Genomic DNA, 25,959 nt, shown 5'->3' on the forward strand with positions numbered 1-25,959 from the left:
CGGCATGTGGGAAACCTCGGCACGGCTGCTGCGTCTGCTCTCGCTCCTGCAGGCCCGGCGCGACTGGTCCGGCGCGGAACTGGCCGAACGCCTGGAGATCACCCCGCGGACCGTGCGCCGCGACATCGAACGGCTGCGCGCGCTCGGCTACCCGGTGCTGGCCACCGCGGGCACCGCCGGCTACCGGCTGGGCCCCGGCGCGGACCTGCCGCCGCTGCTGCTCGACGACGACGAAGCCGTCGCCGTCGCGATGGGCCTGCGCACCGCGGCGGGCGGCTCGATCACCGGCATCGAGGAGACGTCGGTGCGCGCGCTGGCCAAGCTCGAACAGGTGCTGCCGTCGCGGCTGCGCCACCGGATCAACGCCCTGCGGTCGGCGACGGTGCCGCTGGCCGGCACCGGCCCCACCGCCGACCCGGACACCCTCACCGCCATCGCCGCCGCCGTCCGCGACTCGGTCCGGCTGCGCTTCGGCTACCGCGCCCACGACGGCACCGAAAGCGTCCGCACGACCGAGCCGCACCGGCTGGTGCACACCGGACGGCGCTGGTACCTCCTCGGCTGGGACGTCGACCGCGAAGACTGGCGCACCTACCGCGTCGACCGCCTCGAACCCCGCACGCCCACCGGGCCACGGTTCACCCCGCGCACCCCGCCCGACCCCGATCTCGGCGGCTACACCTCGCGGGCGATCTCGACGTCGGCCTACCGCTACCAGGGCCGGTTCACCCTGCACGTCAGCGCCGAGACCGCGGCCGAGCGGATCGCGCCCACCACCGGGGCGCTGGAACCGGTCGACGAGCACAGCTGCACCCTCCGCGCCGGCTCCGACTCGCTCGACGAGCTGGCGATCTACGTGGCCGGCAAGGGATTCGACTTTCAGGTGCACGAGCCACCGGAGCTCGTCGACCACGTCCGGGCGCTGGCGGCGAGGTTCGGCAGGGCGGCCGGCTGAGCCTCGCGCGCGACACACGGCCGCGGCGCGCTCCGGGCCTCCTGGCGGCACGTGGAAGCCAGCAGCAGCACCAGGAACAGCACCGCGACGAGCCACACGCAGCCGCCGCCCTCGCGGCGTTTCGCGCGGACCTCCACGCGGCCGCCGGGTGGCGTCGGCACATGCCGCCGGGCGTAGTGGCGGGTCCGCCACGCGGCGCCTTCCGCCTCGGTCAGCCACGGCGTCCGGTAGGAGCATTCGCCACACCAGTACCGGTGGTTCGCGGCCATCGGGCCTCCTTCCGGGGAGGGGGATCCGGGCCGGACGGCCCCCGTCACCGCCCGGCCCGGAAGATCAGGGGTGCCGCAGGGCCGCCATGAGCAGCCCCACGAAGTGGTCCATGTCCGCCTGCAGGCACGGCTGCTGGTTGTGCTTGCCGGTGCAGCCGGGCGCCCACGTGCTGCCGTCGCCGTAGTCGGCGAAGGTGAACGGGATGCCCTCGGCGGTCAGGTTGGCCGCGGTCACCAGGTTCGTCTCCCGCGCCCGGCTCTCGACCACCGCGTGAAGCGGATCGACGGTCAGGTCACCGCCGTTGCCGGTGTAGAGCGCCACGCCCGTGCCGCGCAGCGCCGAGACGTGCTGGGCCGGGCTCTGCGCGGTCCAGATCCCGTCGAGCGGCCAGATCGGCGGGCCGAAGATCGCGTCCACCGACGTCGTCGGCGTGCCGGACGCCGGATCCAGCGTGGTCTCCGCCACCACCGCGCGCTGTTCGGGGTTCTGCAGGTCGAGGCCGCCGGAGAAGCTGCCGACGTAGCCGAACAGGTCCGGCCGGTGCTCGGCGTAGTGGACCGCGCCGAAACCGCCCATCGAGTGGCCGGCGATCGCGCGGCCGGTCCGGTCCGGGATCGTCCGGAGGTTGGCGTCGATCAGCGGGATGACCTGCGTGAGGTGGAAGTTCTCCCAGTTCTGCGTGCCCAGCGCGCCGGGGTTGACCCAGTTCGAGTACCAGCTGCGGCCGCCGTTGGGGTGCACGGTGATCAGCGGCGCCGACCGCGTCGACGACTCGCTGATGTCCAGGTTCCGCTGGGTGTTGGGCAGATCGGCGTTGCCGTGCAGCGAGTACAGCACCGGGTAGCGGGTGGCGGCCGCGTTGTCGTAGCCGGCGGGCAGGGTGACCATGAGGACGTGCTGCCCCGGGATCTGGCCCGGCAGGGTCGAGGGCGTGGGCACCTGGTCGGAGCGCACGGCGAGGATGAAGGTCCGGTGGGTGCCGTCGACCCACGCGGGCTGTGCGGTGACGGTCAACCCGAAGCCGCTCTCGAAGTGCGGCGGCCCGGTTTCGGCGGCCGCCACCGGTGCGGCGAAGGCCGAGGCGGCGGCGAAGACGGCGGTCAGGGCCGCTGTGCGCAGTAGGTGGCTCTCCATGGTGGTTCCCCTCTCGTTCCGGTGCTGAGCCTGCTGTTCGCGCAGGTCGGGGCACCAGGACGCGGACCGGCCAAATAAGGCCGGTCGGCACGCTAGGGTCGATCGGGAACGCAACCGGCGCCGCTGGGGGGATGCGCGGAAGTGACGAGCGGGTTCGGAGCGCTGCTGCGGGAATTCCGGCGGCAGGCGGGGATGACGCAGGACGAGCTGGCCGAGCGGTCCGGGATCGCGGTGCGCACGATCGGGCGCCTCGAGCGCGACCAAGGCAGCAACCCCCGGCTGGGCACGGTGAAGCTGCTCGCCGACGCACTGGGAATCGCCCCGGCGGACCACCGGAGGCTCCTGGCGGTCGCCGCGGGCGGCGACCTGGCCGCGGCCGCCGGCGGCATCGCGGCGCCGGAGGAGGTACCCGACAGTGTCGTGGCGGAGTTGGCGCACGGCGGGACTGCGGGGCCCGAAGCCATCCCCGGCGTGCCGGAGTCTGAGCTGGGTGGCGAGTCGGCGGCGGCTGGCGAGCCCGCAGTCCTCCCGGGTGGTTTCGCGCCGCGGTCTGCGGTGGGTGGCGAGTCGGCGGCCGGCGAGCCCGCAGCTTTCCCGGGCAGCTTCGTCCCGGAACCTGTGCTGCGCGGCGAATCGGCGGCGCTCGGCGACCTCGCAGCCCTCCCCGGCACCCCCGCACCTCGCGGTGAACTCGCCGACGCGGCCGAGCGGCTGGCCCACGCCGTCGCCGGGCGGTGGCAGCGCGAAGAAGAACACCGCCGGATCCACGACCCGTTCCCGCTGCCCGTGCGGTGGCGGCCGCTGCCGGCGCGGCTGACCGACCACTGGGCCAACGTCCGCCGCGTTCCGGCCGGGGCCACCGCCGACCCGCTGGACCTGTCGGGCGAACTCGGCGAGATCGCGGCCACCTACCGGCGGATCCCGTCCGGGCGGCTGGTGGTGCTCGGCCGCGCCGGGTCCGGCAAGACCGTCCTGACCCTGCGGTTCGTCCTCGACCGGCTGCGCACCCGCGTGCCCGGCGAGCCGGTGCCGGTGCTGTTCGGCCTCGGCTCGTGGGACCCCGGCGCGACACCGCTGCGCGACTGGCTGATCGACGGCCTGCTGCGCGACTACCCGGGGCTGGCCGCGGCCGCGCCCGGCGGCACCACGCTCGCCGCCGCGCTGGTCGAGGCCGGGCACGTCCTGCCCGTGCTCGACGGGTTCGACGAACTCGCCGACGGCCTGCACCGCGCCGCCCTCGAAGCGCTGAACGGCACCACCCTGCCGCTGGTGCTGACCAGCCGCCCGGCCGAGTACGCCGCGGCCGTCGCGGCCACCGACGTGCTGACCGCGGCCGCCGGGGTCGAACTGACCGACCTCACCCCGGGTGACGTGCTCGGCTACCTGCCCCGCACGACCCGCCGCCCGGCGCCCGGTGAGGCGGCCGGGACGGTGTGGGACCCCGTCCTCGCGGGACTGGACAGCGACGCCGGCGCCGCGCTCGCCGCCGTCCTCCGCACGCCGCTGATGGTCGTGCTCGCGCGGACCGTCTACAGCGACGCACCCGGCGAAGACCCCTCGATCCTGGTCGACACCCGGCGGTTCCCGACCGCCGAAGCCGTCGAAGACCACCTGCTGGGCAGCTTCGTGCCGACGGTGTACCGCGATCGGCCGCGGTGGGAACCGGGCCGCGCCGGGCGCTGGCTCGGCTACCTCGCCCGGCACCTCGACCGGCTCGGCACGCACGACCTGGCGTGGTGGCGGCTGGGCGGCTCGCTGCGCCGGTCGTCGCGGATCTCGCCGTCGTGCTCTCGGCCATGCTCGCCACCGCGGTCGCCGACTGGCTGGTCTTCGTGCCCGTGGACATCGCCGGGCTCGGCTTCCTGCCGGGCCTGCGCGCCGGGCTCGTGGACGGGCTGCTCGTCGGCTCGGTGGTCGGCCTCGCGTTCGGCCTGGTCCACGGGATCATGGTGGTCTACGGCGGACTCGTGTTCGAGCCGTCGCGGATGCAGGTCCGGGTGCGCGGGCGCGCCGGACGGCCCGGCTCCCTGCTGCGGCGCTTCGCCGGCCGGTTCGGCGCCGGGCTGCTGGGCGGGTTCGTCGTCGGGCTGGGCTACGGCCCGGTGACGGTGATTTCCCGGGCCGTCGTGGCCGGGTTCGCGCCGGAGCTCGGCGAACTGGTGCAGACCGCGGCGGTCAACACGCTCGCGAGCGGGCTGGTGTTCGGCCTCGCCGCCGGGGCGACGTTCGGGCTCGTCGCCGTGCTGGAGACGCCGCTCGACCTCAGCTCGGCCGCCAGCCCGGGCACGCTGCTGCGGGCCAACCGCACCACCGTGCTGCGCCAGGTGCTGGCGTTCGGCCCGCTGCTGGCCCTGGCCATCGCGGCCGGCGGCCGGATCGTGGTCGAGCTCCTGCAGGGGGTGCTCGGGCCGCTGGCCTGGAGCCTCTCGGGCGGCCTCGTCGTCGGCGCGGTCGGCGGCCTGGGCGGGGCGGTCGCGTACGTCTTCGCCTTCACCGCGTGGGGCCAGTGGCTGGTGGTGTCCCGGGTGTGGCTGCCCCTGACCGGCCGCCTGCCGTGGGCGACCGCCGCGTTCCTCGACGACGCCTACCGCCGCGGGATCCTCCGCCAGGCGGGCGCGGTCTACCAGTTCCGCCACGCCCGGCTGCAGGACCACCTGGCGCGGGCGTTCGAGGCACCGGTGGGCACCGCGGCGCCGCCGGAACCGGCCACGCGGGCGCGCGGAAGCTGAGGGGCACCGATTCCTTCGGGGACCGGGCGGTGTCCATGTCTTCGGAAGCGGCGCGAAGCCGGTGACCGGAGGCAAGGAGAGACGAGTGCGCACCAGGACTTCACCCACACCGGTGGCCGTGGGGAAGGCGCAGCGAAGATGGGTGCTGGCCGTCACCTCGGTGGCGTCGCTGATGGTCGTCCTCGACGCGCTGGTCGTGGCGACCGCCCTGCCGGCGATCAGGACCGACCTCGGCGCGTCGGTCACCGAGCTCGAATGGACGGTCAACGCCTACGGCCTGAGCTTCGCCGTCCTGCTCATGACGGCGGCGGCGGCCGGTGACCGCTGGGGACGGCGCCGGGTCTTCGCGGCGGGGGTGACGCTGTTCGCGGCGGCGTCGCTGATCTGCGCCGTCGCACCCGATGTGGCGGTCTTGATCGCCGGGCGGGTGCTCCAGGGCGCCGGGGCCGCGTTCGTCATGCCGCTCGCGCTCGCCCTGCTCGGGGCCGCCTTCCCGGCGGAGCTGCGGCCCAAGGCCCTCGGGGTGTTCGCGAGCGTCAGCGGGGTGGCGGTGCCCCTCGGGCCGCTGCTCGGGGGCGCGGTCGTCGAAGGCATCTCGTGGCCGTGGATCTTCTGGATCAACGTCCCGATCGGGGCGGCTCTGGCGTACTTCGCGCTGACCCGGGTCGAGGAGAGCCACGGCCCGGACCCGGCCCTCGACGTCCCGGGCCTGGTGCTGGCCGGCGCCGGCTCCTTCGGGGTGGTGTGGGGCCTGGTCCAGGGCAACTCGGCCGGCTGGACCGGCGTGGCCGTGCTGGGGCCGCCGGCGGCCGGGCTGGTGGCGCTCGGCGCGTTCGTGGCGTGGCAGCGGCGAGCCGCCCACCCGATGCTGCCGCTGCACCTGTTCCGTTCGCGCCGGTTCGCCGCCGGCAACGCCGTGATCTTCTTCCACTGGGCTTCCGCGCTGGGTGCGGTGTTCTTCATGGCCCAGTTCCTGCAGGAGGGGCTGGGGTACGGGCCGCTGGCCGCCGGGCTCGGGCTGGCGCCGTGGGGACTGACGACGACGGTCGTCCCGCAGCTGGCGGGCCGGCTGGCCGGCCGGTTCGGCGAGCGGCCGTTCATCGTGGCGGGACTGGGGCTGCACGCGCTCGCCATGGGGTGGATCGCCCTGGTCGCCGGGCCGTCGATCGGCTACGGCGTGATCGCCGTGCCGCTCGTGCTGTCCGGTACGGGGATCGCGATGTGCCTGCCCGCCGCGCAGAGCGCGGTGCTGACCTCGGTCGCGCCGCGGCTGCTCGGCAAGGCTTCCGGCGCCTTCAGCGCGATGCGGCAGCTCGGCGGGGCGTTCGGCGTGGCGCTCCTGGTGGCCGCGTTCTCGCTGGCCGGCAGCTACGCCTCGAGGGCCGCGTTTTCCGCCGGGTTCACCGCGGCCGCCGTGGGCAGCGCCGTGCTCGCCGCGGCCGGCGCGCTGGCCGGTTCCGTCATTCCCCGCCGTGAAACGAAGGAGTAGCACCATGTCCGCATCGAAGGCCGGTCTGTTGCGCGAACTGCACCACGGGAAGCCGCTGGTGCTGCCGAACGCGTGGGACGAGGCGAGCGCGGAACTCGTCGTCCACATGGGATTCCCGGTCGTGGCGACGTCCAGTGCCGCGGTGGCCGGTGCGCTGGGGCACGAAGACGGCGAACGGGCGCCGTGGCGCGAGATGTTCGCCGCCGTGGCGCGGATCGCCCGCGCGGTGCCGGTTCCGGTGACCGTCGACGCCGAGGCGGGCTACGGCCTGGAGCCGGACCAGCTCGTGGCCGAGCTGCTGGCCGCCGGGGCCGTGGGCTGCAACCTCGAGGACACCGACCACCGGGCCGGGGGACTGGTGCCCGCGGCGGCCCAGGCGGACCGGCTGGCCGCGGTCCGCGCGGCGGCCGGGGAGTCCTTGGTGCTCAACGCGCGGATCGACACCTTCCTGCCGCCGAGCGGGTTTTCGGGAGCCGGGCGGACGGACGAGGCGATCCGGCGCGGGCGGCTGTATCGCGAGGCCGGAGCGGATTGTGTCTACCCGATCGGTATTTCGGCCGCGGCCGACCTGGGGAAGGTGGTCGCCGGCGTGCCCGGGCCGGTCAACGGGAACACGGGCGCGGAGCTGGATTTGGACACCCTGGCGACGCTGGGGGTCGCCAGGGTGTCCTTCGGGCCGCGGTTCTACCGCGCGGGGATGGCGGCGATGCGCGGCTCGCTGGCGGAACTGCGCATCGCGGCGGGGATGGAGGTGCCCGGTGCCCGGGCGGCCGGCCGATGAGGCGATGCTCGCCGCCGCGCTCGAGTTCGCCGTCGCGTCGGCGGCCGGGGTCGGTCTCGCCGATCTCGGCCGTCCCTCGGCCTGCGACGGCTGGACCGTCGCCGACGCGCTGGCCCACCTCACGGGGTCCCTCCGCTGCGTGGCCACGTCACTCGTGTCCGGTGCCGTGCCACCGGACACGCCGGCGCGCAACGGTCCGGTCACCGCCCGGTCCCTCCGGCGCGACCTCGGCCACGCCGCGGCCGCGCTCACAGCCGCGGCCCGGGATCTTCGCGGCCGGCGCGCGGTCGCCGTCGAGGGACTGGCGCTGCCGTGTCACCAGCTGATCGTCGTGGGCGCCATCGAAGCCGCCGTCCACGGCTGGGACGCCGACCCGGCCCGGGCGATCCCCGGCGAGCTCGCCACCCGGTTGCTCGCCGCGCTGCCGTCGGTGCTCGGCCGCGGCACCCGCCGGGGCGTGTTCGCCGAGCCCGTCGCCCTGCCGCCGGGGCGTCCGCCCGGCGCACGCCTGCTCGCCGTCCTCGGGAGGGATGATCGACGATGTCCATGACGAACGAGGAGCGTGTGGTGTCTTCCGAGGAGCGGCTGCGGGACGAGTTCGGCTCGCTGCGCCCGGCGCTGGTCGCGCACTGCTACCGGATGACCGGGTCCTACCAGGACGCCGAAGACGTCGTCCAGGAGACCTACCTCAAGGCGGCCAAGGGCGTGGACGCCTTCGAAGGGCGGTCGTCGCTCAAGACGTGGCTCTACCGGATCGCCACCAACACCTGCCTCACCGAGCTGAACCACCGCGGCCGGCGGGTGCTGCCCGCCGGGCTCGGCGCGCCGTCCGGCGATCCGGGGGCGCGGGTGTTCGCCGACGACTCGGTCGCGTGGCTCGGGCCGCTGCCCGACGCCGTGCTCGGCGATCCGGGGGAGGTCGTGGTGCGGCGCGAGTCGGTCCGGCTGGCGCTGGTCGCGGCCCTGCAGCACCTCCCGGCACGGCAGCGCGCCGCGTTCCTGCTGCGTGAAGTCCTCTCGTGGTCGGCCGCCGAGATCGCGGACGTCCTCGGCATCAGCGTGCCCGCGGTGAAGAGCCTCCTGCAGCGGGCCCGCGTCCGGCTCGACGAACTGGACCTCGACGGCCGGCCGGAGCCGCCGCCCGGCCCGGGGGACGAGCGCGCGCTGCTCGACCGCTACATCGCGGCGTTCGAGGCCGAGGACACCGCGGCGCTGCGGGCGGTCATCCAGGACGACTTCAGCATCGAAGCGGTGCCGCACCCGGTCTGGTTCCGGGGCGTGGCCGTGTGCCTGCCGTTCCTGGAGCGGGCCTTCTCCGCCCCGGGCGGCGCCGCCCGGCTGCTGCCCACCCGCGCCAACGGCCAGCCCGCCGCGGGCAGCTACCGCCCCGACGCCGCGGGCGTCCGGCGGGCCGACGGGCTGTGGGTGTTCACGGTGACCGGCGGCCGCTTCTCCCGGGCGGTCAAGTTCCACGACCCGCGGCTGGTGACGGCGGCCGGGTTGCCGGAGCGGCTTTAGTGGGCCAGCAGCTTCACGCCCACGACGGCGAGGGCGATCGCCACTTCCACGACGAACAGGAGCAGCTTGACCGGCCACCGGACGGTGGTGCGCCGCGTCGCGAGCAGGGCCAGCACGGCGATCGTGAGCACGAGCGACAGGGCGGCGAGCCACAGCGCGGTGCTCAGCGGCAGCCAGCCCAGTGCCGCGGCACCGACGCTGAGAAGGGGCAGCAGGGCGGTTTCCAGGACATGGCTCGCCGCCTTGAGGATGTGTCGCAGGTCGTGGCCGCGGGGAAACCGGCCGTGGGCGATGCGGTGGGCGCTCACATCCGCGAACCCGCCCGCCAGGCACAGCGCGCCCATGGCGGACGCGATGTCCGCGACGGCCTCCGTCGCCGATGTCTCGTTCGCGTAGCTGACCAGGACCAGCACGGTCGACAGGCCGACCAGCGTCGCATACACGCGTTCCCGCAGGGCGGACACGACGGCTTGGCTCATGGGCGGAACCTTAAACGCCCTTGCGCGCCTTGACCCGGCGGACCACGAACAGTCCGATCGCGACGGTGCCGGCCGCCAGGACGGCGTACTGGAAGAACCCGGCATACCGCTCGACCAGCGGCCAGTTCTCGCCGAGGAGGAAGCCCGCGACGACGAAGGCGGTGTTCCAGATCAGGCTGCCCGCCGTGGTGAAGAGGAGGAACCGCCCGAACGGCATCCGTTCGACTCCCGCGGGAACGGAGACGAGGCTCCGGAAGACCGGGACCATCCGGCCGAAGAAGACGGCCTTGCCGCCGTGCCGGGCGAACCAGGCCGCGGTGCGATCGAAGTCGGCCGTCCCGAGCAGCGGAATCCGCCCGGCCAGCCGGCGCATCCGGTCGTGCCCCAGCAGCGCGCCCGCGAGGTAGACGACCACGGCACCGGCCACGGACCCGAGGGTGGTCCAGAAGAGGGCGCCGCCGAGGCTGAAGCTGCCCCGCCCGGCGGCGAACCCGGCGAGCGGCAGGACGAGTTCGCTGGGCAGCGGCGGGAAGAGGTTGTCGAGCCCGACGACGAGGGCCGCGCCGGGCCCGCCGAGGGACTCCATGAGCCCCACGGCCCAGCCGGCCACCCCGGTGAGTTCGGTCATGAGTCCTTCCGGGACGGGTGCGAACGTCGGGCACGGCGACGGCCCCCGCTGCCGCGAATGACTCATTCGGGACGTCTGAGGTCCCGAATGAGTCATTCGCGACGTTCGGTGCGGGGCCGCGCCCGGGCCCGGGGTCAGCCGGTGCAGGCCTTGGTCAGCGCCGCCACCTGGTCGGCCTTCTTCTGCACCCAGTCCGCCGGTGTCTTCACCAGGTCGTCGACCGTCGTCTCGCGCATCGTCGTCGCCAGGCCGTTGATCGCGTCGGCCGCCGTCGTGTTCGCGGCTTTCGAGGCCAGGCCCGTCAGCTCGTCCGCCGCCGCGTGGGCGCGGTCGGCCGCCGCCTGGGGGTTCGTCAGGTCCGGGTCGGCCGTGGCGATCCGGACCGCGTCCGTGCAGACCGCGGCCGTCGAGGCGGCGTCGCTCACCTGCCCCGCCGTCTCGGCCACCCCGCAGCCGGTGAGGGTCAGCAGGAGGCCTCCGGCGAGGAGCGTCGTGGTCAGGCGCATGGTCATTCCTTTCGGGAGAGAGCCGAGGTGCGGATCAGGCTGGCGCCGACCGCGGTCGCGAGGATCAGGCCGACCACGCCCAGCGAGAGCGCCGTCGGGATCTTCCAGACGTCCAGCAGCAGCATCTTCACGCCGACCCAGACCAGCACCGCGGCCAGGCCGATCTTGAGGTAGACGAACCGGTGCATGAGGTCGGCGAGCAGGAAGTACATCGCCCGCAGGCCCAGGATCGCGAACGCGTTCGACGTGAACACGAGGAACGGCTCCTGGGTGACCGCGAAGATCGCGGGGATCGAGTCGACCGCGAAGACGATGTCGGTGACCTCGATCAGCACCAGGACGGTGAGCAGCGGCGTGGCCACCCAGCGGCCGGCCTCGCGCACCAGGAACTTCTTGCCGTGCATCCGGTCCGTGGCCGGGACGATCCGGCGGAACACCCGCAGCACGGCGTTGTTCTCGTAGTCGACGGTCTCGTCCCGGTGCAGCGCCATCCGGATCCCGGTGAGGACCAGGAAAGCGCCGAAGACGTACAGGATCCACGCGAAGCTCGCGATCAGGACCGAGCCCGCGGCGATGAACACCGCCCGGAACACCAGCGCGCCGAGGACGCCGTAGAAGAGGATGCGGTGCTGGTATTCGCGGGGGACCGCGAAGTAGCCGAAGATGATCGCGAAGACGAAGACGTTGTCGACGGCCAGGGACTTCTCGATGACGTAGCCGGCGAAGTACTGGCCCGCGAACTCCGCGCCCCAGGCCCACCAGATCACGGCGCCGAAGGCGAGCCCGAGCGCCACCCACACGGCGGACCACGCGAGGGCTTCCCGGACGCCGACGGCGTGCGCGCGCCGGTGGGCGAGCAGGTCGACGGCGAGCATGGCCAGGATGACGCCGAGCACGGCGGCCCAGGCCCAGATCGGGACGGTCACGAGACACTCCTCCGGTTCGATCACGAACCGGAGGTCTCCCCGGTCACCTGACGGTGACGCCGGCACCGGGCTGCTCTGGGGCAGCCGGATTGACGATGCCGGACCGGGCGGGTACTCCCCTCCGCTACTCCAGAATGACGAACTGCACTTCGTCTGTCAAGTTCGGACGTCTACTGTGGCCGATATGGCTTCGTGGACGTTCCTCAGCAACCACGCGCACGTCCTGCTGTGCGTGGCCGCGAATCCCGATCGGACGCTGCACGAGATCGCCGAGCGGGTGGGCATCACCGAACGCGGGGTGCAGCTGATCCTCGCGGACCTGATCGCGGAGGGCTACCTCGAGCGCGAGCGCGTCGGCCGGCGCAACCACTACAAGATTCACCCGGAAGGCCGGCTGCGCCACCCGCTGGAGGCGCACCACCGGGTGGCCGACCTGGTCGCGGCGCTCGGCGACGAACCCGCGGCCCCGGCGTAACACACCCCTCAGGACACCAGCCAGACCGCGGAATCGCCCGCCACGCGACCGGATCCGTCGCTGCCGAGCACGACTTCGCCCCAGCCCTCCGGTGCGGTGAACGGCGTGCTGCCCGTGTTGACCACGCACACCAGCTTCCCGCGCCGGAACGCCGAGACCGCGTCGTCGCCGGTGTCCAGCCACTCCACCGGACCCGGTTCGCCCAGCCGGAATTCCCGCCGGGCCCGGACGGCGCGGCGGTACAGCTGCAGCGTCGAGGTGTCGTCCTTCTCCTGCACGTCCACGGCGTACCGGGCGAACCACGGCGGCTGCGGCAACCACGGCACCCCCGTGCCGAACCCGAACGCCGGGGCGTCCGCGGCCCACGGCAGCGGGACCCGGCAGCCGTCACGGCCCTTCTCCGCGCCGCCGGTGCGGTGGAACACCGGGTCTTGACGGGCTTCGTCGGGGAGGTCCTGGACTTCCGGCAAGCCGAGTTCTTCGCCCTGGTACAGGAAAACCGAGCCGGGGAGGGCCAGCACCAGGAGCAGCGCCGCCCGGGCCCGGCGCTCGCCGAGTTCCGCGTCGACTTCGCCGCGGGGGCGCATCAGGGCCGCGAAGGCGTCGTTGCTCGCCGGGGCGGGCTCGGGGCGGACGATGCCGTAGCGCGTGACCGCCCGGTGGACGTCGTGGTTGGCCAGCGTCCACGCCGCCGGGGCGCCGTGCACCGCCGTGCGGGCCGTGGCGCGCTCGATGGCCCCGCGCAGGGCGCGCGCCTCCCACGGCTGGACGAGCAGGTCGAACGAGAACGCCTGGTGCAGCTCGTCCGGGCGCAGGTACCGGTCCAGGTCGGCCGGGTCCGGGACCCAGACCTCCCCGACCAGCAGCAGGTCGCGCTCGCGGCCGTAACCGGCGGCGAGCGCGTGCCAGCGCCGGAAGATCTCGTGCACCTCCGGCCGGTTCCAGCTGTAGGCGTTGTAGCCGTCGTCGGCCGGGTCCCAGTCGCGCAGGGCGGCGTCCTTGATCAGGCCGTGGCAGACATCGATGCGGAAACCGTCCACGCCGCGGTCGAACCAGAAGCGCAGGACGTCGTCGAAGTAGGCCAGGACTTCCGGGTTGCGCCAGTCGAAGTCCGGCTGCTCGCGGGTGAACAGGTGCAGGTACCACTGCCCGGGCGTGCCGTCGGGTTCGGTGACCCGGGTCCACGCGGGCCCGCCGAAGACCGACTGCCAGTTGTTCGGCGGCTCGTCACCCCGGCCGTCGCGGAAGACGAACCGCCCGCGCTCGGGGGAGCCCGGGCCGGCGGCCAGCGCCGCGGTGAACCAGGGGTGGCGCTCGGAGCAGTGGTTGGGGACGAGGTCCATCAGGATCCGCAGGCCGCGGCCGTGCGCCTCGGCGACCAGGCGGTCGAACGTCTCGAGGCTGCCGTACTCGGGGTTGACGCCGTGGTAGTCGGCGATGTCGTAGCCGTGGTCCGCCTGCGGCGAGGGGTAGCAGGGGTTCAGCCAGATCGCGTCCGCGCCGAGCCCGGCGATGTGGCCGAGCCGCCGGATCACCCCTTCGAGGTCACCGACGCCGTCACCGTCGCTGTCGGCGAAGGACCGGACGTAGAGCTGGTAGACCACCGCGTCGTCCCAGAACGAACGCGGGCGGGAGGAAGTCGAAGGCACCTCGGGATCTTCGCACGCGTGCCCCGGCACGGGTGGTTGACTGGGTTCATGTCGGTGGGGACGCACGAGGTCGCGGTGTTCGAGGCGGCCAGGGCGAGGCTGGAGGCGATCGCCTACCGCCTGCTGGGGTCGGCCGGCGACGCCGAGGACGCGGTGCAGGACACGTACCTGCGCTGGCAGTCCGCGGACCGGGAGCTCATCGAGACGCCCGAGGCGTGGCTGACGAAGGTGCTCACCAACCTCTGCCTCAACCGGCTCACGTCGGCGCGGGCCCGGCGGGAAACCTACGTCGGCCAATGGCTTCCGGAGCCCGTCTTCGCCGGGGACCGGATGCTCGGTCCGTCCGACACCGTCGAACAGCGGGAATCGGTCTCCATCGCGATGCTCACGCTCATGGAGCGGCTGACGGCCAGGGAACGCGTCGTGTACGTCCTGCGGGAGGCGTTCGGGTACTCGCACGGCGAAATCGCCGGGGTGCTCGACCTCACCGAGGCGAACTGCCAGCAGATCCACCGGCGGGCCAAGCAGCACCTGGCCGCCGACCGGCGCCGGGTCGAGGTCGACGCGGCCGCCGCCCGCAAGATCGTCGAGGAGTTCCTCGCCGCGGCCCTCAGCGGCCGGACGGACTCACTCGTGAAGCTGCTGACCGACGACGCGACCAGCATCGGCGACGGCGGCGGCGTGGTCTTCTCGGTGCCGCGGCCGATCACCGGTGCCCTGCGGGTGGCGCGGTTCCTGCGCACGCTGTTCACACCGGGCGAGGCCAAGTGGGAGATGGTCGGCGGCCGCCCCGCTCTGTACGCCGCGGTCGCCAACGGCGTGCCGGCGCTGGTCATGGTGGTCGGCGACCGGGTCGCCGGCGTCTTCGCGCTGGACGTGACGGCCGACGGCATCGCGGCCGTGCACGCGCAGGCCAACCCGGCCAAGCTGGCCCGCGCGACGCGCCGGTGGGACGCTTCCGAGCACGGGGAGCCCCTCGCCGGCGACTGGTGACCCAGGTCACGTCGAACTCCTGTCAGGTTTCGCGGCCCTGCCCGGTTCAGGGAGCACACACCGACCGGACAGGAGCAAGACCATGAAGCACCGCATCATCGTCCTCGGGGCCGGGTACGCCGGAGCCAACGCGGCCGGTCGCCTCGCCAAGCGGCTGCACCCCGCCGACACCGAAATCACCCTCGTCAACGCCGACCCCGAGTTCGTCGAGCGCGTCCGCATGCACCAGCTGGCGACCGGCCAGGACCTGAAGCCCCGCCCGCTGACCGGCGTCTTCGCGGGCACGGGTGTGCAGGTGCGGATCGCGCAGGTCACCGCCGTCGACGCGGATCGCCGGACGGTCGCCCTCGCTGACGGCGACGAGCTGGCTTACGACACGCTCGTCTACGCCCTCGGCAGCACGGCCGCCGGCAGCGGTGTTCCCGGCGTCGCCGAGCACGCCCACCACCTCGCCGGCAAGCAGTCCGCGCTGCGGTTGCGGGCGCGGCTGGCCGAGCTCCCCGCGGGCGGGACCGTGCTCGTCGTCGGCGGTGGCCTCACCGGCATCGAAGCCGTCACCGAAATCGCCGAAGCGCGCCCGGATCTCGAGGTCGCCCTCGCCACCCGCGGCGGCCTCGGTGACTGGCTGAGCGAGAAGGCCCGCAACCACCTGCGAGAGACGTTCGGCCGGCTCGGCGTCACCGTGCACGAGAACACGGCCATCGCGCAGGTCGAGGCGGCCGCGGCGGTCACCGCCGACGGCCGCACGATCCCGGCCCGGGTGACCGTCTGGACGGCCGGGTTCGCCGTGCACCCCCTCGCCGCGGCCACCACGCTGGCGGTCTCCGCGACCGGGCGGATCGTGGTCGACGAGACGATGCGGTCGGTCTCGCACGCGGGCGTCTACGCCGTCGGCGACGCCGCGCTCGCCCCGGGCGCGAGCGGCGATCCGCTGCGGATGTCGTGCGCCTCGGGCGTTCCCTCGGCCTACCTGGCGGCCGACGCCATCGCCGCCCGGCTGACCGGCCGCCCGCTCCCGGAGAACAAGATCGGCTACACCGCCCAGTGCATCAGCCTCGGCCGCCGCGACGCGGTCGTGCAGTGGGTGACCCCGGACGACCGGCCGAAACCGTCCGCCGTCACCGGCCGGATGGCCGCGCGCCTCAAGGAAATCATCTGCAAGAGCGCGGCCTGGAGCGTCTCGCACCCGACCTCGATGGCTCCGGTTCGCCGCCGGCACACCGTCCCGGCCGGAGAACCGCTCGCCACGCTTTCAGGACGGCACTGAGGGCAGGGGAACTTCGGCGGTGACGCCGTCGGGCCAGCTCAGCGTGACGTGGTGGCCGCCCTGGCCGTCCGCGGCGATCGCCAGGGACGGGTCGGCGTCCTCCGGGCCGCCGCGGTCCAGGACGACGACCGCGGCGAACACGGCTCCCGGCTCCGGCGGCCCGTCGGTGGCGACGAACGGGAGCGCGGTCCACTCACCCAACGGCGAGGCACCGGCCTCGACCGCCACGTCCGCCGTGGTGAAGCCGCGCAGGTTTCGCAGCGTCGAGCGAAGCTCGGGGGTTTCGGCGGTGGCGGTGACCTCCGGGCCGCACCGGGCTCCCGGCTCGGCACCGGCCCGGGTCACCGGCCGGGTCTCGGCCGACACCGGCCATCCGCTCAGCCGCAGCGCAGTGAATGACTCATTCCTGGCGTCAGACGCCAGGAATGAGTCATTCACCGCATCCGGGCGCGAACGGACCGGGTCGTCGAGGCGCGCGAGCCGCACCTCCACGCCCCGCCGCACCACGGAAGCCACCGTCAGCACCGGGCCCGGCACCACCGGACCGCTGCGGCCGGAGCCGTGGTCGGGGGAGTCGTCGCCGGCCGTGTCGACCCAGCGGACCCGCCCTTGGGACGCCGCCGCCAGCACGCCACCCGGCAGTTCGGTGGCGTAGCAAGTCGAAAACCCCGCCCGGTGGCTCGCCCGGCCGTCCGCGTCGAGCACGTACACCGCGTTGTCGGGAACCTCGGGAACCGAAGCCGGCGGGAACGTCGCCGTCGAATAGCCGAGCCGGGCGTAGAGCGGCGAGTCGGCGCGCGGGTCGCCCGGGCGCGCGTGGTCCGTGCCGTGGTTGACCACCAGCGCGATGCCGTCGCGACGCCGTCCCGAAACCAGCCAGCCCGGCGCGGGGACGACGCGGGCGACGTCCCCGGTCTCGATCGGCAGCGGCTCCTCGACGTCCGTCCACACGGGATGGTGGGCGGGCAGGGCCAGCCCCAGCAGGCCCTTGGCCGCCCAGTACGGTGAACCGGGCCCGGAGTAGGCCTGGCGCATCGCGGGCCAGGCGTGGTGCCAGCCGAGATCCAGCAGGCCGCCGGGCGCGCCCCGGCCGGCGAAGTGCCGCACCATGCCGCCGGCCACCCGCCGGGTCAGGCCCGGGGACAGCCCGGTGGTCCCGGTGAGGGCGCCGACCCAGAACGGCGCCGCGGCCGCGAAGCGGTAGACCAGGCTGCGGCCCTGCAGCAGCGGCGAGCCGTCGCTGCCGACCAGCCGCACGGCGTCGTCGAGGTAGTCGCGGAGGTCCGCGCCCCACTGGTGCCGCAGCGAGCCGGGGCAGAGGGTGCCGGTGACGTCGAACAGGTGCGTCCACAGCAGCGGGTACAGGTGCAGGGCCCAGCCCGTGTAGTGGTCGTAGGCGCGCTCGTCGCCGTCGCTGAGCCAGCCACCCGGCCGCCGCAGCGACGCGTGCACGGCGAGGTCCTCTTCGACGTCCGCCGCCGACCACGGCCCGCCCGCCTCGCGCAGGAACGACTCCACGACGATCCGGAACCACACCCAGTTGATCGGCGGGTAGGGCTGCCCGATCACCGTGGCGAGCCAGGCGACGACCCGCTCCCGGACGGCGTCTTCCAGGCGGTTCCACAGCCACGGCCGGGTCAGCTGCAGCACCAGCGCGATCGACGCGGCCTCCACTTTGGACTGACCGAGTTCGTCGGGCCGCGGCCAGGCCTCGGGTGACGCCGGATCGGTGCCGGCGGCCAGCCCGCGCGCGTAGTGCTCGAGAAAGCCGCCCGGGTCCGCGCCGCCCTCCCCGGCGACGCGGAAGCCGGCGATCAGGAACGTCCGGGCGAACCCTTCCAGGCCGTCCGAGACGCGGCCGTTGCGGCTGGCCGGGCCCGGCAGGTCGATCCGGGCGCCCGCCGGGGAACGGTACTTCCCGGCCGCCGCGAGCAGCCGGTCCGCGTACGCCGCCCAGTGCCCGCGCGTCCAGCCGGTGTACGGCGAGAGCCGCCGGTCTTCGACGGCGGTCATGCCTGCACGGCCAGGGAATGCCGGGTCACCGGGGCCCGGGGCGGCAGGCCCGCGGCGTAGCGCTCCAGCTCGCCGAGCGCCTCGGCGCTCATCCGGCGGGTCTCCGAGCCCAGCGAGCCCGCCACGTGCGGGGTCAGCACCACGTTGGGCAGGTCGTAGAGCGGGGAGCCGGCGGGCAGCGGCTCGGGCTCGGTGACGTCGAGGACGGCGTGCAGGCCGGCGGTGGCGCAGGCGTGTTCGAGGGCCGCGGTGTCGACGAGCGCGCCGCGCGCGGTGTTGATCAGCACGGCGCCGGACGGTAGCGCGGCCAGCTCGGCGGCGCCGATCATGTGCCGCGTCTCCGGCAGCGACGGCGCGTGCAGGCTCAGCACGTCGGCCTGCGGCAGGGCTTCCGCCAGGGTCGCGGGCTCGGCCCCGGCCGCCCGGATCTCGTTCGCGTCGGCCACCGGGTCGACGACGAGCACCCGGGCCAGGTCCAGCAGCCGCAGCAGCGCGGCGACCCGGCGGCCGACGCGGGAGAAGCCGACCAGCACCACCGTCCGGTCGCGGCCGGACAGTTCGCCGCGCTGTTCGCGGTAGCTCCAGTCCTCGCGGAACTTCCGGGCGTCGGCGGCCAGGAACGGCACCTTCTTGAACGCCCACAGGATCGCGCCCAGGGTGTATTGGGCGACCGGCTCGGCGTTGGCGTCGGCGGCCGTGGTGACCAGCAGGCCCCGGTCGAAGACGGCCGCGCCGACGTGGTCGCGGACGCTGCCGGCGGCGTGCAGCACCGCCCGCAGGTTCGGCGCGGCCCGCAGGACCGCGTCGTCGAGCGGGGGACAGCCCCACGACGTGATCAGCACCTCCACCTCGGCCAGCCGCGCGCGCACCGGCGCCGAGGCGAGCTCGTCGGTGCACAGCGGCTCGCCCAGCCGGGCGGTGGCGCGCAGCCGGGCCAGTTCCGCGGCGCCGAACTGCAGTTCTCTCGTGTCCCGCGCCATCACCAGCAGGGTCTCCGGACGCCGGGTCACTTGACGCTGCCCGCCGCCAGCCCGGACCGCCATTGCCGGTGCAGCAGGACGAACGCGACGACCAGCGGCAGCACGGCCAGCAGCGAGCCGGTGATGACGAGCGGGTTGTACTGCGGGAACTGGGTGACGCGCGTGCTCCACTGGTACAGGCCGAGGCTCATCGGGAACAGCTTCGGGTCGGTGAGCATCACCAGCGGGAGGAAGAAGTTGTTCCAGATCCCCACGAACTGGAACAGGAAGATGGTGACCAGGCCGGGCCGCATCATCGGCAGCGCGATGGTGAAGAACGTCCGCAGCTCGCCCGCGCCGTCGGTCCGGGCGGCTTCGAGCACCTCGCCGGGCACCGCGGCTTCGGCGTAGACGCGGGCGAGGTAGACGCCGAAGGGGTTGGTGAGCAACGGGATGAACACCGCCCAGAACGTGCCGACGATCTCCAGCTGCGAGGCCAGCAGGTACAGCGGCAGGGCCAACGCGGTGGTCGGCACGAGAACCCCGGTCAGCGTCACCGCGAACAGCGCGCGGCGGCCCGGGAAATCGAGCTTCGCGATCGCGTACCCGCAGGCGGCGCAGATCAGCGAGCCGAGCACCGCGCCGAGGCCCGCGTAGAGCAGGGAGTTGCGGATCCAGGCGAGGAAGACGCCGTTCTCCTGGGTGAACAGCGCGCTGAGGTTGGCGCCGAGGTTGAACTGCCCGAACTCGAACGCGCCGGTCGTGGAGAAGTCGCCGACGGACTTGGTGGCCGAGGTGACCAGCCAGATCAGCGGCAGGACCGCGTACAGCGCGGCCAGCACCAGCAGGACGTGCACGACCGTGCGTGACGTCCATCGCGAACCTGCTGTCCGGGGGTTCCGGGTGGCGGAGCCCCCGGCCCGGGGCGAAGCCCCGGATGTCGCAGCGGCAGGGGACAGGGTCACCGGGACCTCCGGTTGGACAGGCGCATGACCAGCGCCGAGAGCAGAGCGGAAACCAGCGCCAGCAGCACGGACGCGGCGGCGGCGCGGCCGTAGTCGTTGGCGATGAACGCGGCCTCGTACACGTAGAGGCTCGGGGACCAGGTGCTCGTCACCGAGCCGGTGAACCCGCGCAGCACCAGGGGTTCGGTGAACAGCTGCAGGGACCCGATGACGGTGAACACGAGGGCGACGAACATCGTCGGCCGGATCATCGGGACCTTGACCGACCACGCCGTCCGGAAGCCCCCGGCGCCGTCGGCGCGCGCGGCTTCGAGGACGTCACGGGGGACGGCCTGCAGTGCCGTGTAGAAGATGATCATGTTGTAGCCGACCCACTGCCAGGTCGCGATGTTCACGATCGAGGGCAGGATGCCGGTCTTGCCCAGCGGGTCGAACGGCAGGAGCGCGGTCAGCCCCGAGTTCGGGCTGTAGAGGTAGGCCCAGATGAGCCCGGTGATCACGGTCGGCACCGCGTAGGGCAGGAAGACCGCCAGTGACCACACGCGCTTGAGCCGCACGACGGCGGAGTCGATGAGCAGGGCGAGCAGGAGGGCCAGGCCGAGCATGATCGGGATGTGGACCACGACGAACAGCGCCACGTTGCCGAGGCTCGCGTGGAACGCGCTGTCGGTGAGCACGTCGGCGTAGTTGCCGAGTGCCACGAACGCCTGCGTCGGACCGGAGAAACCCAAGCCGGACAGGCGATCGGTGAACAGGCTCAAGTAGAGCGCGTACCCGATCGGGACGAGCACGGTGGCCGTCAGCAGGATCGCGAACGGGGCCGCCAGCACGAGGCCGGCGCGGCCGCGGCCACGGCGGCCCTGCGCGGTGGCGCCGGGGCGGGCGGGCGCCGGGACGCTCGCGGCGCGTTCGGGGGTGAGGACGGTCATCAGGCTTTCCCTTCCAGCACGGTCAATCCCCGCTCCCGCAGCGCGGCGACGGCGTCCGCCTGCGTTTGCCGGACGGCGGCGGCCAGGGTCGTCCCGCCCGTCTTCACCCCGCTCATGCGGTCGACGACGGTGGAGAAGATGCGCAGGGCGTTGGGGCCCCACGTCCAGTCCGGGACGCGCCGGGCGGCTTCGTCGAGCACGTCGTACACCGGGGCACCGAGGAAGTACCCGCCCTTGTACGCCTTCCGGGCGACGTCCCGGCTCGGCAGGTAACCGGGGAAGGGCGTGGTGAACGTCGTGCCGATCTTCGCGACGGCCGGGTCGGTGCTCAGCCAGCGCAGGAACTTCACCGCCGCCTCGGGCACCTTGCTTTCGGCGGAGACGGCGAACGCGCTGCCGCCCTGCACGCCGTTGGCCGGGACGCCGTCCCAGGTCGGCATCGTGGTGACCGCCCACCGGTTCTTGTCCTGCGGGATGGACTTCACCAGCGTGCCGACGCTCCAGGACGCGCCGAGCAGGCCCCACAGCCGGCCGGTGTGCATCGCCCCGATCCAGTCCTGGTCGCCCGTCGGGGCCGTGGCCACCAGGCCGTCGCGGATCATGCCCTGCCAGTAGTCGGCGGTGCGCAGGGTGCCGGCGCCGTCGATGTCCACCCGCCACGAGCCGCCGTCGACGCGCCACCACGGATCGCCCGCCTGCCAGCACATCCCGGCGAAGAAGGAGCCGTCGTTGAGCGGGAACGTCGTCACGCGCGCCGCCGGGTCGGCCTTCTTCACCGCCTGCGCGGCGGTGCGGAATTCGTCCCACGTGCGCGGCACCGCGATCCCGTGCCGGTCGAACAGGTCCTTGCGGTAGTAGAGCACCATCGGGGCGAGGTCCATCGGCACCGCCCAGGTGCGGCCGCCGGGCCGGACGCCCTGCCAGGCCGCGGGGGAGTAGCCGCGCTCCAGGTCCGCCAGGTCGCCGGTGAGGTCCCGCAGGCCGCCGGTGGTGAGCAGCTGCGGCAGGCCCTGGTACTCGGCGTGCAGGATGTCCGGGGCGTTGTGGGCGCGCAACGCGTTGGTCTGCTGGGCGTAGCCGCCCTTGAGGCCGGATGCGATCACGTTGAGCTCCACCGAGATGTCCGGATGGGCGGCGTTGAACGCGGCGACGTACTTGTCCATGCCGGTGAGCCAGGACCAGATGCTCACGCGGGTGGCCCCGGAGGCCGTGGTCGTCGACGACGCGCAGCCGCCGACCAGCCCGCCGGCCGCGAGGGCGGCCGTGGCCGAGAGGAACGTCCGGCGGCTCAGGGCCGCCGATTCCCGAAGCGTCATTGCTCCTCCGTCGAAGTGATGGCTGTCACTGTCGGGCTGTGTCATAGTGCGAGTCAACAATTCAGGTCAAAACCGATCACAAACGATCAGAAGCGAAGGGGACACTGTGGTCCTGCGCGCGGTCTTCGAAGGCCGTCCGGTGGTGCGGCCCGCCTTCCCGGACGTCCGCGACCGGGCGGTCTGGGACGCGGCCGACGGGACCGAGCTGCTCGCCGAGGCCCGCGCCCTGCTCGCGCGGCCGGCGCCGGTGCTGACCGCCACGGCGTGGGCCCGGACGTTCCGCGACGGCGTCCGGACCGACTACGAAGACGCCGCCCGCGAGCTTCGCGAACGCGTCACCACGCTGGTGCTGGCCGCCGTGCTGGCGCCCCCGGAGGAGACGGCGTTCCTCGACGGCGCGATCGACGGGCTGGTCGCGCTGGCCGAGGCGACCACGTGGTGCTGGGCGCCCCACGACCGGCACGCGGCCGCCCGGGGCGAGGTGCTCGCCGATCCCGACGACCCCTTCCTCGACCTGGGCGCGGCCGAAGTCGCGGCCCTGTTCGCCTGGGCCGATCACGTCCTCGGCCCGCGCTTCGACGGCCGGGCCCCCGGCCTGCGCAAGCGGTTGCGGCGGGAAGTCGAACTCCGCGTCCTGACGCCGTTCGAGCGCGTCCGCGACTGGCACTGGCTCGGCCTCGACGGCGACGCGCACAACTGGAACCCGTGGATCCACAGCGCCGTCCTCACCGCCGCGCTGCTGCTCGTCGACGACGAAGAGCGGCGCCTGCGGCTGGTGCGGCTGGTGGTCGAGGGCCTCGACCACTACGTCGCCGTGCTGCCCGACGACGGCGGCATCGACGAAGGCGTCGCCTACTGGTGGCACGGCGCCTGCCGCCTGCTGGAGTGCCTCGACCTGCTGGCCGGCGCGACCGGCGTCGACGCGGGCGAGCTGCCCGTGCTGGCTCCGCTGATCCGCTTTCCGCACCGCATGCACCTGGGCGGCGATGCGTACGTCAACGCCGGGGACGCCCCGGCCCGCCTGTCGCCGGCCCAGCCGTGGCACGTCCTGCACCGGTGGGGTGAGCGGCTCGGCGACGACGAGGTCCGGGCGCACGCGGTGAGCCGGGCGCGCGCGAGCGGACGGCTCGTCTGGCCGTCGGCCGGGCTGGGCCGCGCCCTGGCCGGCCTGGCCGACCCGGACTGGCGGAAGGCGGTGACCGCGGAGCCCGGCGCGAGCTGGCTGGCCCGCGAAGAGTGGCTGCCGCGGGTGCAGGTGCTCGTGGCCCGGGAGACGGCGGGCACGCCGCGCGGGCTGACCGTGGCGGCCAAGGCCGGCCACAACGGCGAGCGGCACAACCACCTCGACGTCGGGTCCTACTGGGTGGCGGTGGACGGGGTGCCGGTGGTGGCCGACGCCGGCCAGCCGACCTACACCGCGGCCAGCTTCGGGCCGGACCGCTACCGGGCTTGGGCGCTGCGCAGTGAGTGGCACAACGTCCCCGAGCCGGGCGTCACGCAGGAACCGGGGGAGGACCGCGCGGCGCGGGACGTCCGGGTCGAGCTCACTGCGTCCGCCGCCACGCTGTCCGCGGACCTCGCCGGGGCCTACCCGGGTGTGCCGCGCTGGACCCGGTCGGTGCGGCTGGTCCGCGCCACGCCCGCGTACGTCGAGGTGACGGACGACGAGTCCGTCCGGCCGGTCCGGCTGCGGCACGTCCTCGCGGGCGACGTCGAACTGGGGGAGGGCGAAGCGTTCGCGTCCCTCGGTGGCCGGCGGGTGCTGCGGCTGAGCTGGGACGCCCGGCACACCACCGCGGAACTCGAGCGGCGGCCGCTGGACGATCCCCTGCTGCGGGCCTCCTGGGGCGAGCAGCTGAGCCGGCTCACCCTCCTGGTGGGCGAGGGCCCGGCGCGGGTCCGGCTGGAGCACGTCCGGTGATGCTCGCCTCCGAACGGCACCAGCTGATCCTTTCGGTGGTCCGCGAGCACGGCGCGGTCCGGCTCGCCGAGCTCGTGGAGCGGCTGGGCGTCACCGCGGTCACCGTGCGGCGGGACGTCACCGAGCTGGCCGACCGCGGCCTGCTGACGCGGGTGCACGGCGGGGTCACGCTGACCCGGCCCCGCGGCGGCCACCACGAGCCGGGGCGCGCGGCTTCGGCGTTCGGCCCGGCCGCACACGGCGCGCTGGTCGGCATGGTCGCGCCGTCGGTCGAGTACTACTGGCCGACGGTGGTCCAGGGTGCGCAGTCCGCGGTGGCCGCCACCGGCGGCCGGCTCGTCCTGCGGGCGTCGAGCTACGACGCAGCCGAGGACCGCCGTCAGATCACCAAGCTCCTCGAACGCGGCGTGCAGACCCTGCTGGTCGCCCCGGCCACCAGCGGGCGCGGCGCGCTGGACCTGCTGCGCTGGCTGGGTTCGCTGAGCGTCCCGGTGGTGCTCGTCGAACGCCTGCCGCCGCCGGAGCTGCCGACGCTGGCGCTGGACGCGGCCACCACGGCGCACGCGCTCGGCGCGGGCCTGGCCGTCCGGCACCTGGTTTCCCTCGGCCACCGCGGGGTCGGGCTGGTCACCTCGCGGTCCAGCCCGCACAGCCCGGCGGTGCGCACCGGCTGGCGGGAGACGATCGGCTCCCTGGGCCTGGACGCGGCCACGGCGCTGGACCTCGACGTCCCGGCCTACGGCGCCCCGGGCTGGACGCGGGAGTACGACGCACTGCTGGACCGCTGCCTCCGGGCCGGCGTCCGGGCGCTGCTCGTGCACGCCGACCGGGAGGCCATCGGCCTGATCGAACGGGCGCGCGACGGCGGCATCGCGGTGCCCGGCGAACTGGCGGTGGTCTCCTACGACGACGAGGTCGCGGCGGCCTCCGACCCGCCGCTGACCGCGGTGTGCCCGCAGAAGCACCGGCTCGGCGCGGTGGCCGCCGAGCTCGCGCTGGCCCGGCTCGCCGACACGACCGGGCGGCCCGTGCACCGGCTGCAGCTCTGGCCGACGCTCGTGGTGCGCGAATCGTGCGGGAGCGCGCCGGAATCCGGTTCGGAATCCACCGGGGAATCCGGACCGCAATGAGGGTGGCGGGTGAAACCGTCGAATTCGCCCGCGTTTCTTCCTGGCTCCCGGCGGCGTCAGGAAGCCGTGAGGCGGCGGAGGGCCGCGTGCGTCGTCACCGCCGTGCCGAGGGCGACCACGAGCACCGTGCCCGTCACCAGGACGCGGGCCCGGGGCCGAGCTCTCCGCTCGGGAACCGGGGCCGGGAGACGGGAAACGGCGAGGTCGGTCAGCGTCCGGCCGGCTTCGGCCATCGACGGCCGGGCCCCCGGCTCCGGGCGCACGAGGTCCAGCACGGCATCGAGGACCGGTCCGCGCGCCCGCGGCGGGACGGCGGTGCCGGGCACCCGCCCTTCGAGCGCGAAATACAGCGTGGCGCCCAGGGAATAGACGTCCGCGGGGCCTCCCGCGCTCGAACCGGTGGCCACTTCCGGAGCGGGGAAACCGCCGGTGCCCAGGCCGAAGCCGGCGATCTTGGCCGTCCCGTCCGCGGTGAGGAGCACCTTGTCCGGGCCGAAGCCGCGGTGGAGGATGCCCTCGGCGTGCGCGGCCGCCAGTGCCGACGCCAGCTGTGCGCCGAGTGCCGCGACGCGGTCCGGCCGGAAGCTCCCGCGCCGCTCGACCAGGTCCGCGAGGGTGCCGGCCGCCAGATCCTCCGTCACCACGTACGGCGTCAGGTCGTGCTCGAAGACGTCGTGCACGACGACGACGTGCGGGTGGTGCAGCCGGACGGCCGCGCGCGCGTCGCGGATCGCCTTGGCCCGGACGCGGTCGGAATGGGCCGCGTCGAACGGGCACCCGGGCGGCAGCTGTTCGACGACGACGAACCGGTCCAGCAATTCGTCCTTGGCTCGCCACGCCGTGGCGCCGGGATGGCCGCCGGCCGGTTCGAGCATCCGGTACCGCCCGGCCAGCGCCCGCTTTTTCGCTGCCACCCGTAATCCCCTG

General features: G+C 74.1%; 25 protein-coding genes. 12 read left to right on the forward strand and 13 right to left on the reverse strand.

Annotation, left to right across the window (positions count from 1 at the left end; all coding sequences use genetic code 11):
* The first annotated feature begins 4 nt into the window (after window positions 1-4).
* Window positions 5-955 (forward strand): YafY family protein, encoded by a 951-nt coding sequence (locus AB0F52_RS41485; protein WP_360183143.1) that lies wholly within the window; start codon window positions 5-7, stop codon window positions 953-955.
* Here AB0F52_RS41485 and AB0F52_RS41490 read toward each other — a convergent pair.
* Together AB0F52_RS41490 and AB0F52_RS41495 are read right to left on the reverse strand one after the other, a co-directional pair.
* On the reverse strand, window positions 880-1,224 hold the full coding sequence (locus tag AB0F52_RS41490) for a hypothetical protein (RefSeq protein WP_360183145.1): 345 nt from the start codon (window positions 1,222-1,224) through the stop codon (window positions 880-882). The genes AB0F52_RS41485 and AB0F52_RS41490 overlap by 76 nt on opposite strands.
* A 64-nt stretch (window positions 1,225-1,288) precedes the next feature.
* Complete coding sequence (locus AB0F52_RS41495) at window positions 1,289-2,359, reverse strand: alpha/beta hydrolase-fold protein (RefSeq protein ID WP_360183147.1); 1,071 nt, start codon at window positions 2,357-2,359, stop codon at window positions 1,289-1,291.
* A gap of 141 nt (window positions 2,360-2,500) precedes the next feature.
* Here AB0F52_RS41495 and AB0F52_RS41500 point away from each other — a divergent pair, with 141 nt between their 5' ends.
* From AB0F52_RS41500 to AB0F52_RS41525, 6 genes are all read left to right on the forward strand, one after another.
* A complete protein-coding gene (locus AB0F52_RS41500) occupies window positions 2,501-4,465 on the forward strand; it encodes a helix-turn-helix domain-containing protein (RefSeq protein WP_360183149.1) in 1,965 nt (654 codons plus the stop codon).
* Window positions 4,357-5,088 carry a hypothetical protein gene (locus AB0F52_RS41505; RefSeq protein WP_360183154.1) on the forward strand — a complete coding sequence of 244 codons (732 nt, stop codon included), beginning with the start codon at window positions 4,357-4,359 and terminating at the stop codon, window positions 5,086-5,088. Before AB0F52_RS41500 ends, AB0F52_RS41505 begins: the two co-directional genes overlap by 109 nt.
* 85 nt (window positions 5,089-5,173) lie before the next feature.
* Window positions 5,174-6,577 carry a DHA2 family efflux MFS transporter permease subunit gene (locus AB0F52_RS41510; protein WP_360183156.1) on the forward strand — a complete coding sequence of 468 codons (1,404 nt, stop codon included), beginning with the start codon at window positions 5,174-5,176 and terminating at the stop codon, window positions 6,575-6,577.
* 4 nt (window positions 6,578-6,581) lie between these two features.
* Window positions 6,582-7,358, forward strand: a complete 777-nt coding sequence (locus AB0F52_RS41515; protein ID WP_360183159.1) for an isocitrate lyase/phosphoenolpyruvate mutase family protein — start codon at window positions 6,582-6,584, stop codon at window positions 7,356-7,358.
* Window positions 7,336-7,908, forward strand: a complete 573-nt coding sequence (locus AB0F52_RS41520) for a maleylpyruvate isomerase family mycothiol-dependent enzyme (protein WP_360183161.1) — start codon at window positions 7,336-7,338, stop codon at window positions 7,906-7,908. Before AB0F52_RS41515 ends, AB0F52_RS41520 begins: the two co-directional genes overlap by 23 nt.
* A 17-nt stretch (window positions 7,909-7,925) precedes the next feature.
* A complete protein-coding gene (locus AB0F52_RS41525) occupies window positions 7,926-8,876 on the forward strand; it encodes an RNA polymerase subunit sigma-70 (RefSeq protein WP_360183163.1) in 951 nt (316 codons plus the stop codon).
* On the opposite strand, the gene AB0F52_RS41530 is transcribed toward AB0F52_RS41525, so the two are convergent.
* From AB0F52_RS41530 to AB0F52_RS41545, 4 genes are all read right to left on the reverse strand, one after another.
* Entirely contained in the window at window positions 8,873-9,355 is a 483-nt protein-coding gene (locus AB0F52_RS41530) for a hypothetical protein (RefSeq protein ID WP_360183165.1), read from the reverse strand. The two genes, AB0F52_RS41525 and AB0F52_RS41530, sit on opposite strands and share 4 nt — an antisense overlap.
* A 10-nt stretch (window positions 9,356-9,365) precedes the next feature.
* Window positions 9,366-9,983, reverse strand: a complete 618-nt coding sequence (locus AB0F52_RS41535) for a DedA family protein (protein ID WP_360183167.1) — start codon at window positions 9,981-9,983, stop codon at window positions 9,366-9,368.
* A gap of 134 nt (window positions 9,984-10,117) precedes the next feature.
* Entirely contained in the window at window positions 10,118-10,489 is a 372-nt protein-coding gene (locus AB0F52_RS41540; protein WP_360183169.1) for a bacteriophage spanin2 family protein, read from the reverse strand.
* Between the two features lie 2 nt (window positions 10,490-10,491).
* The gene (locus AB0F52_RS41545) at window positions 10,492-11,415 is read right to left on the reverse strand and encodes a TerC family protein (protein WP_360183171.1); all 924 of its coding nucleotides are present in this window, start codon (window positions 11,413-11,415) and stop codon (window positions 10,492-10,494) included.
* Between the two features lie 184 nt (window positions 11,416-11,599).
* On the opposite strand from AB0F52_RS41545, the gene AB0F52_RS41550 reads away from it, so the two are divergent.
* On the forward strand, window positions 11,600-11,890 hold the full coding sequence (locus tag AB0F52_RS41550) for a winged helix-turn-helix domain-containing protein (RefSeq protein WP_360183173.1): 291 nt from the start codon (window positions 11,600-11,602) through the stop codon (window positions 11,888-11,890).
* An 8-nt stretch (window positions 11,891-11,898) separates the two neighbouring features.
* Here the strand turns inward: AB0F52_RS41550 and AB0F52_RS41555 are convergent, their stop codons facing one another.
* A complete protein-coding gene (locus AB0F52_RS41555) occupies window positions 11,899-13,539 on the reverse strand; it encodes a glycoside hydrolase family 13 protein (protein ID WP_360183175.1) in 1,641 nt (546 codons plus the stop codon).
* 48 nt (window positions 13,540-13,587) lie between these two features.
* On the opposite strand from AB0F52_RS41555, the gene sigJ reads away from it, so the two are divergent.
* Together sigJ and AB0F52_RS41565 are read left to right on the forward strand one after the other, a co-directional pair.
* Window positions 13,588-14,532, forward strand: a complete 945-nt coding sequence (gene sigJ, locus AB0F52_RS41560; protein WP_360183177.1) for an RNA polymerase sigma factor SigJ — start codon at window positions 13,588-13,590, stop codon at window positions 14,530-14,532.
* 82 nt (window positions 14,533-14,614) lie between these two features.
* The gene (locus AB0F52_RS41565; RefSeq protein ID WP_360183179.1) at window positions 14,615-15,799 is read left to right on the forward strand and encodes an FAD-dependent oxidoreductase; all 1,185 of its coding nucleotides are present in this window, start codon (window positions 14,615-14,617) and stop codon (window positions 15,797-15,799) included.
* Here the strand turns inward: AB0F52_RS41565 and AB0F52_RS41570 are convergent.
* The 5 genes from AB0F52_RS41570 to AB0F52_RS41590 form a co-directional block, all read right to left on the reverse strand.
* Window positions 15,785-17,812: a DUF2264 domain-containing protein gene (locus AB0F52_RS41570; RefSeq protein ID WP_360183181.1), complete on the reverse strand. Its 2,028-nt coding sequence runs from the start codon at window positions 17,810-17,812 to the stop codon at window positions 15,785-15,787. The two genes, AB0F52_RS41565 and AB0F52_RS41570, sit on opposite strands and share 15 nt — an antisense overlap.
* Window positions 17,809-18,822, reverse strand: coding sequence for a hydroxyacid dehydrogenase (locus tag AB0F52_RS41575; RefSeq protein WP_360183183.1), 1,014 nt, complete (start codon window positions 18,820-18,822; stop codon window positions 17,809-17,811). The genes AB0F52_RS41570 and AB0F52_RS41575 overlap by 4 nt, the downstream gene beginning before the upstream one ends.
* Complete coding sequence (locus AB0F52_RS41580; protein WP_360183185.1) at window positions 18,819-19,628, reverse strand: carbohydrate ABC transporter permease; 810 nt, start codon at window positions 19,626-19,628, stop codon at window positions 18,819-18,821. Before AB0F52_RS41580 ends, AB0F52_RS41575 begins: the two co-directional genes overlap by 4 nt.
* A gap of 104 nt (window positions 19,629-19,732) precedes the next feature.
* Window positions 19,733-20,665 carry a sugar ABC transporter permease gene (locus AB0F52_RS41585; RefSeq protein ID WP_360183187.1) on the reverse strand — a complete coding sequence of 311 codons (933 nt, stop codon included), beginning with the start codon at window positions 20,663-20,665 and terminating at the stop codon, window positions 19,733-19,735.
* Window positions 20,665-21,981, reverse strand: a complete 1,317-nt coding sequence (locus AB0F52_RS41590) for a sugar ABC transporter substrate-binding protein (protein WP_360183189.1) — start codon at window positions 21,979-21,981, stop codon at window positions 20,665-20,667. Before AB0F52_RS41590 ends, AB0F52_RS41585 begins: the two co-directional genes overlap by 1 nt.
* A gap of 106 nt (window positions 21,982-22,087) precedes the next feature.
* Between AB0F52_RS41590 and AB0F52_RS41595 the strand changes: the two genes are divergently transcribed.
* Window positions 22,088-23,902: a heparinase II/III family protein gene (locus AB0F52_RS41595; RefSeq protein ID WP_360183191.1), complete on the forward strand. Its 1,815-nt coding sequence runs from the start codon at window positions 22,088-22,090 to the stop codon at window positions 23,900-23,902.
* Window positions 23,902-25,032, forward strand: a complete 1,131-nt coding sequence (locus tag AB0F52_RS41600) for a substrate-binding domain-containing protein (protein WP_360183193.1) — start codon at window positions 23,902-23,904, stop codon at window positions 25,030-25,032. The genes AB0F52_RS41595 and AB0F52_RS41600 overlap by 1 nt, the downstream gene beginning before the upstream one ends.
* A 56-nt stretch (window positions 25,033-25,088) precedes the next feature.
* Here AB0F52_RS41600 and AB0F52_RS41605 read toward each other — a convergent pair whose 3' ends face one another.
* A complete protein-coding gene (locus AB0F52_RS41605) occupies window positions 25,089-25,946 on the reverse strand; it encodes a protein kinase (RefSeq protein WP_360183195.1) in 858 nt (285 codons plus the stop codon).
* Between the last annotated feature and the right edge of the window lie 13 nt (window positions 25,947-25,959).

The organism is Amycolatopsis sp. NPDC024027 (assembly GCF_040638975.1).
Taxonomy (GTDB): domain Bacteria; phylum Actinomycetota; class Actinomycetes; order Mycobacteriales; family Pseudonocardiaceae; genus Amycolatopsis.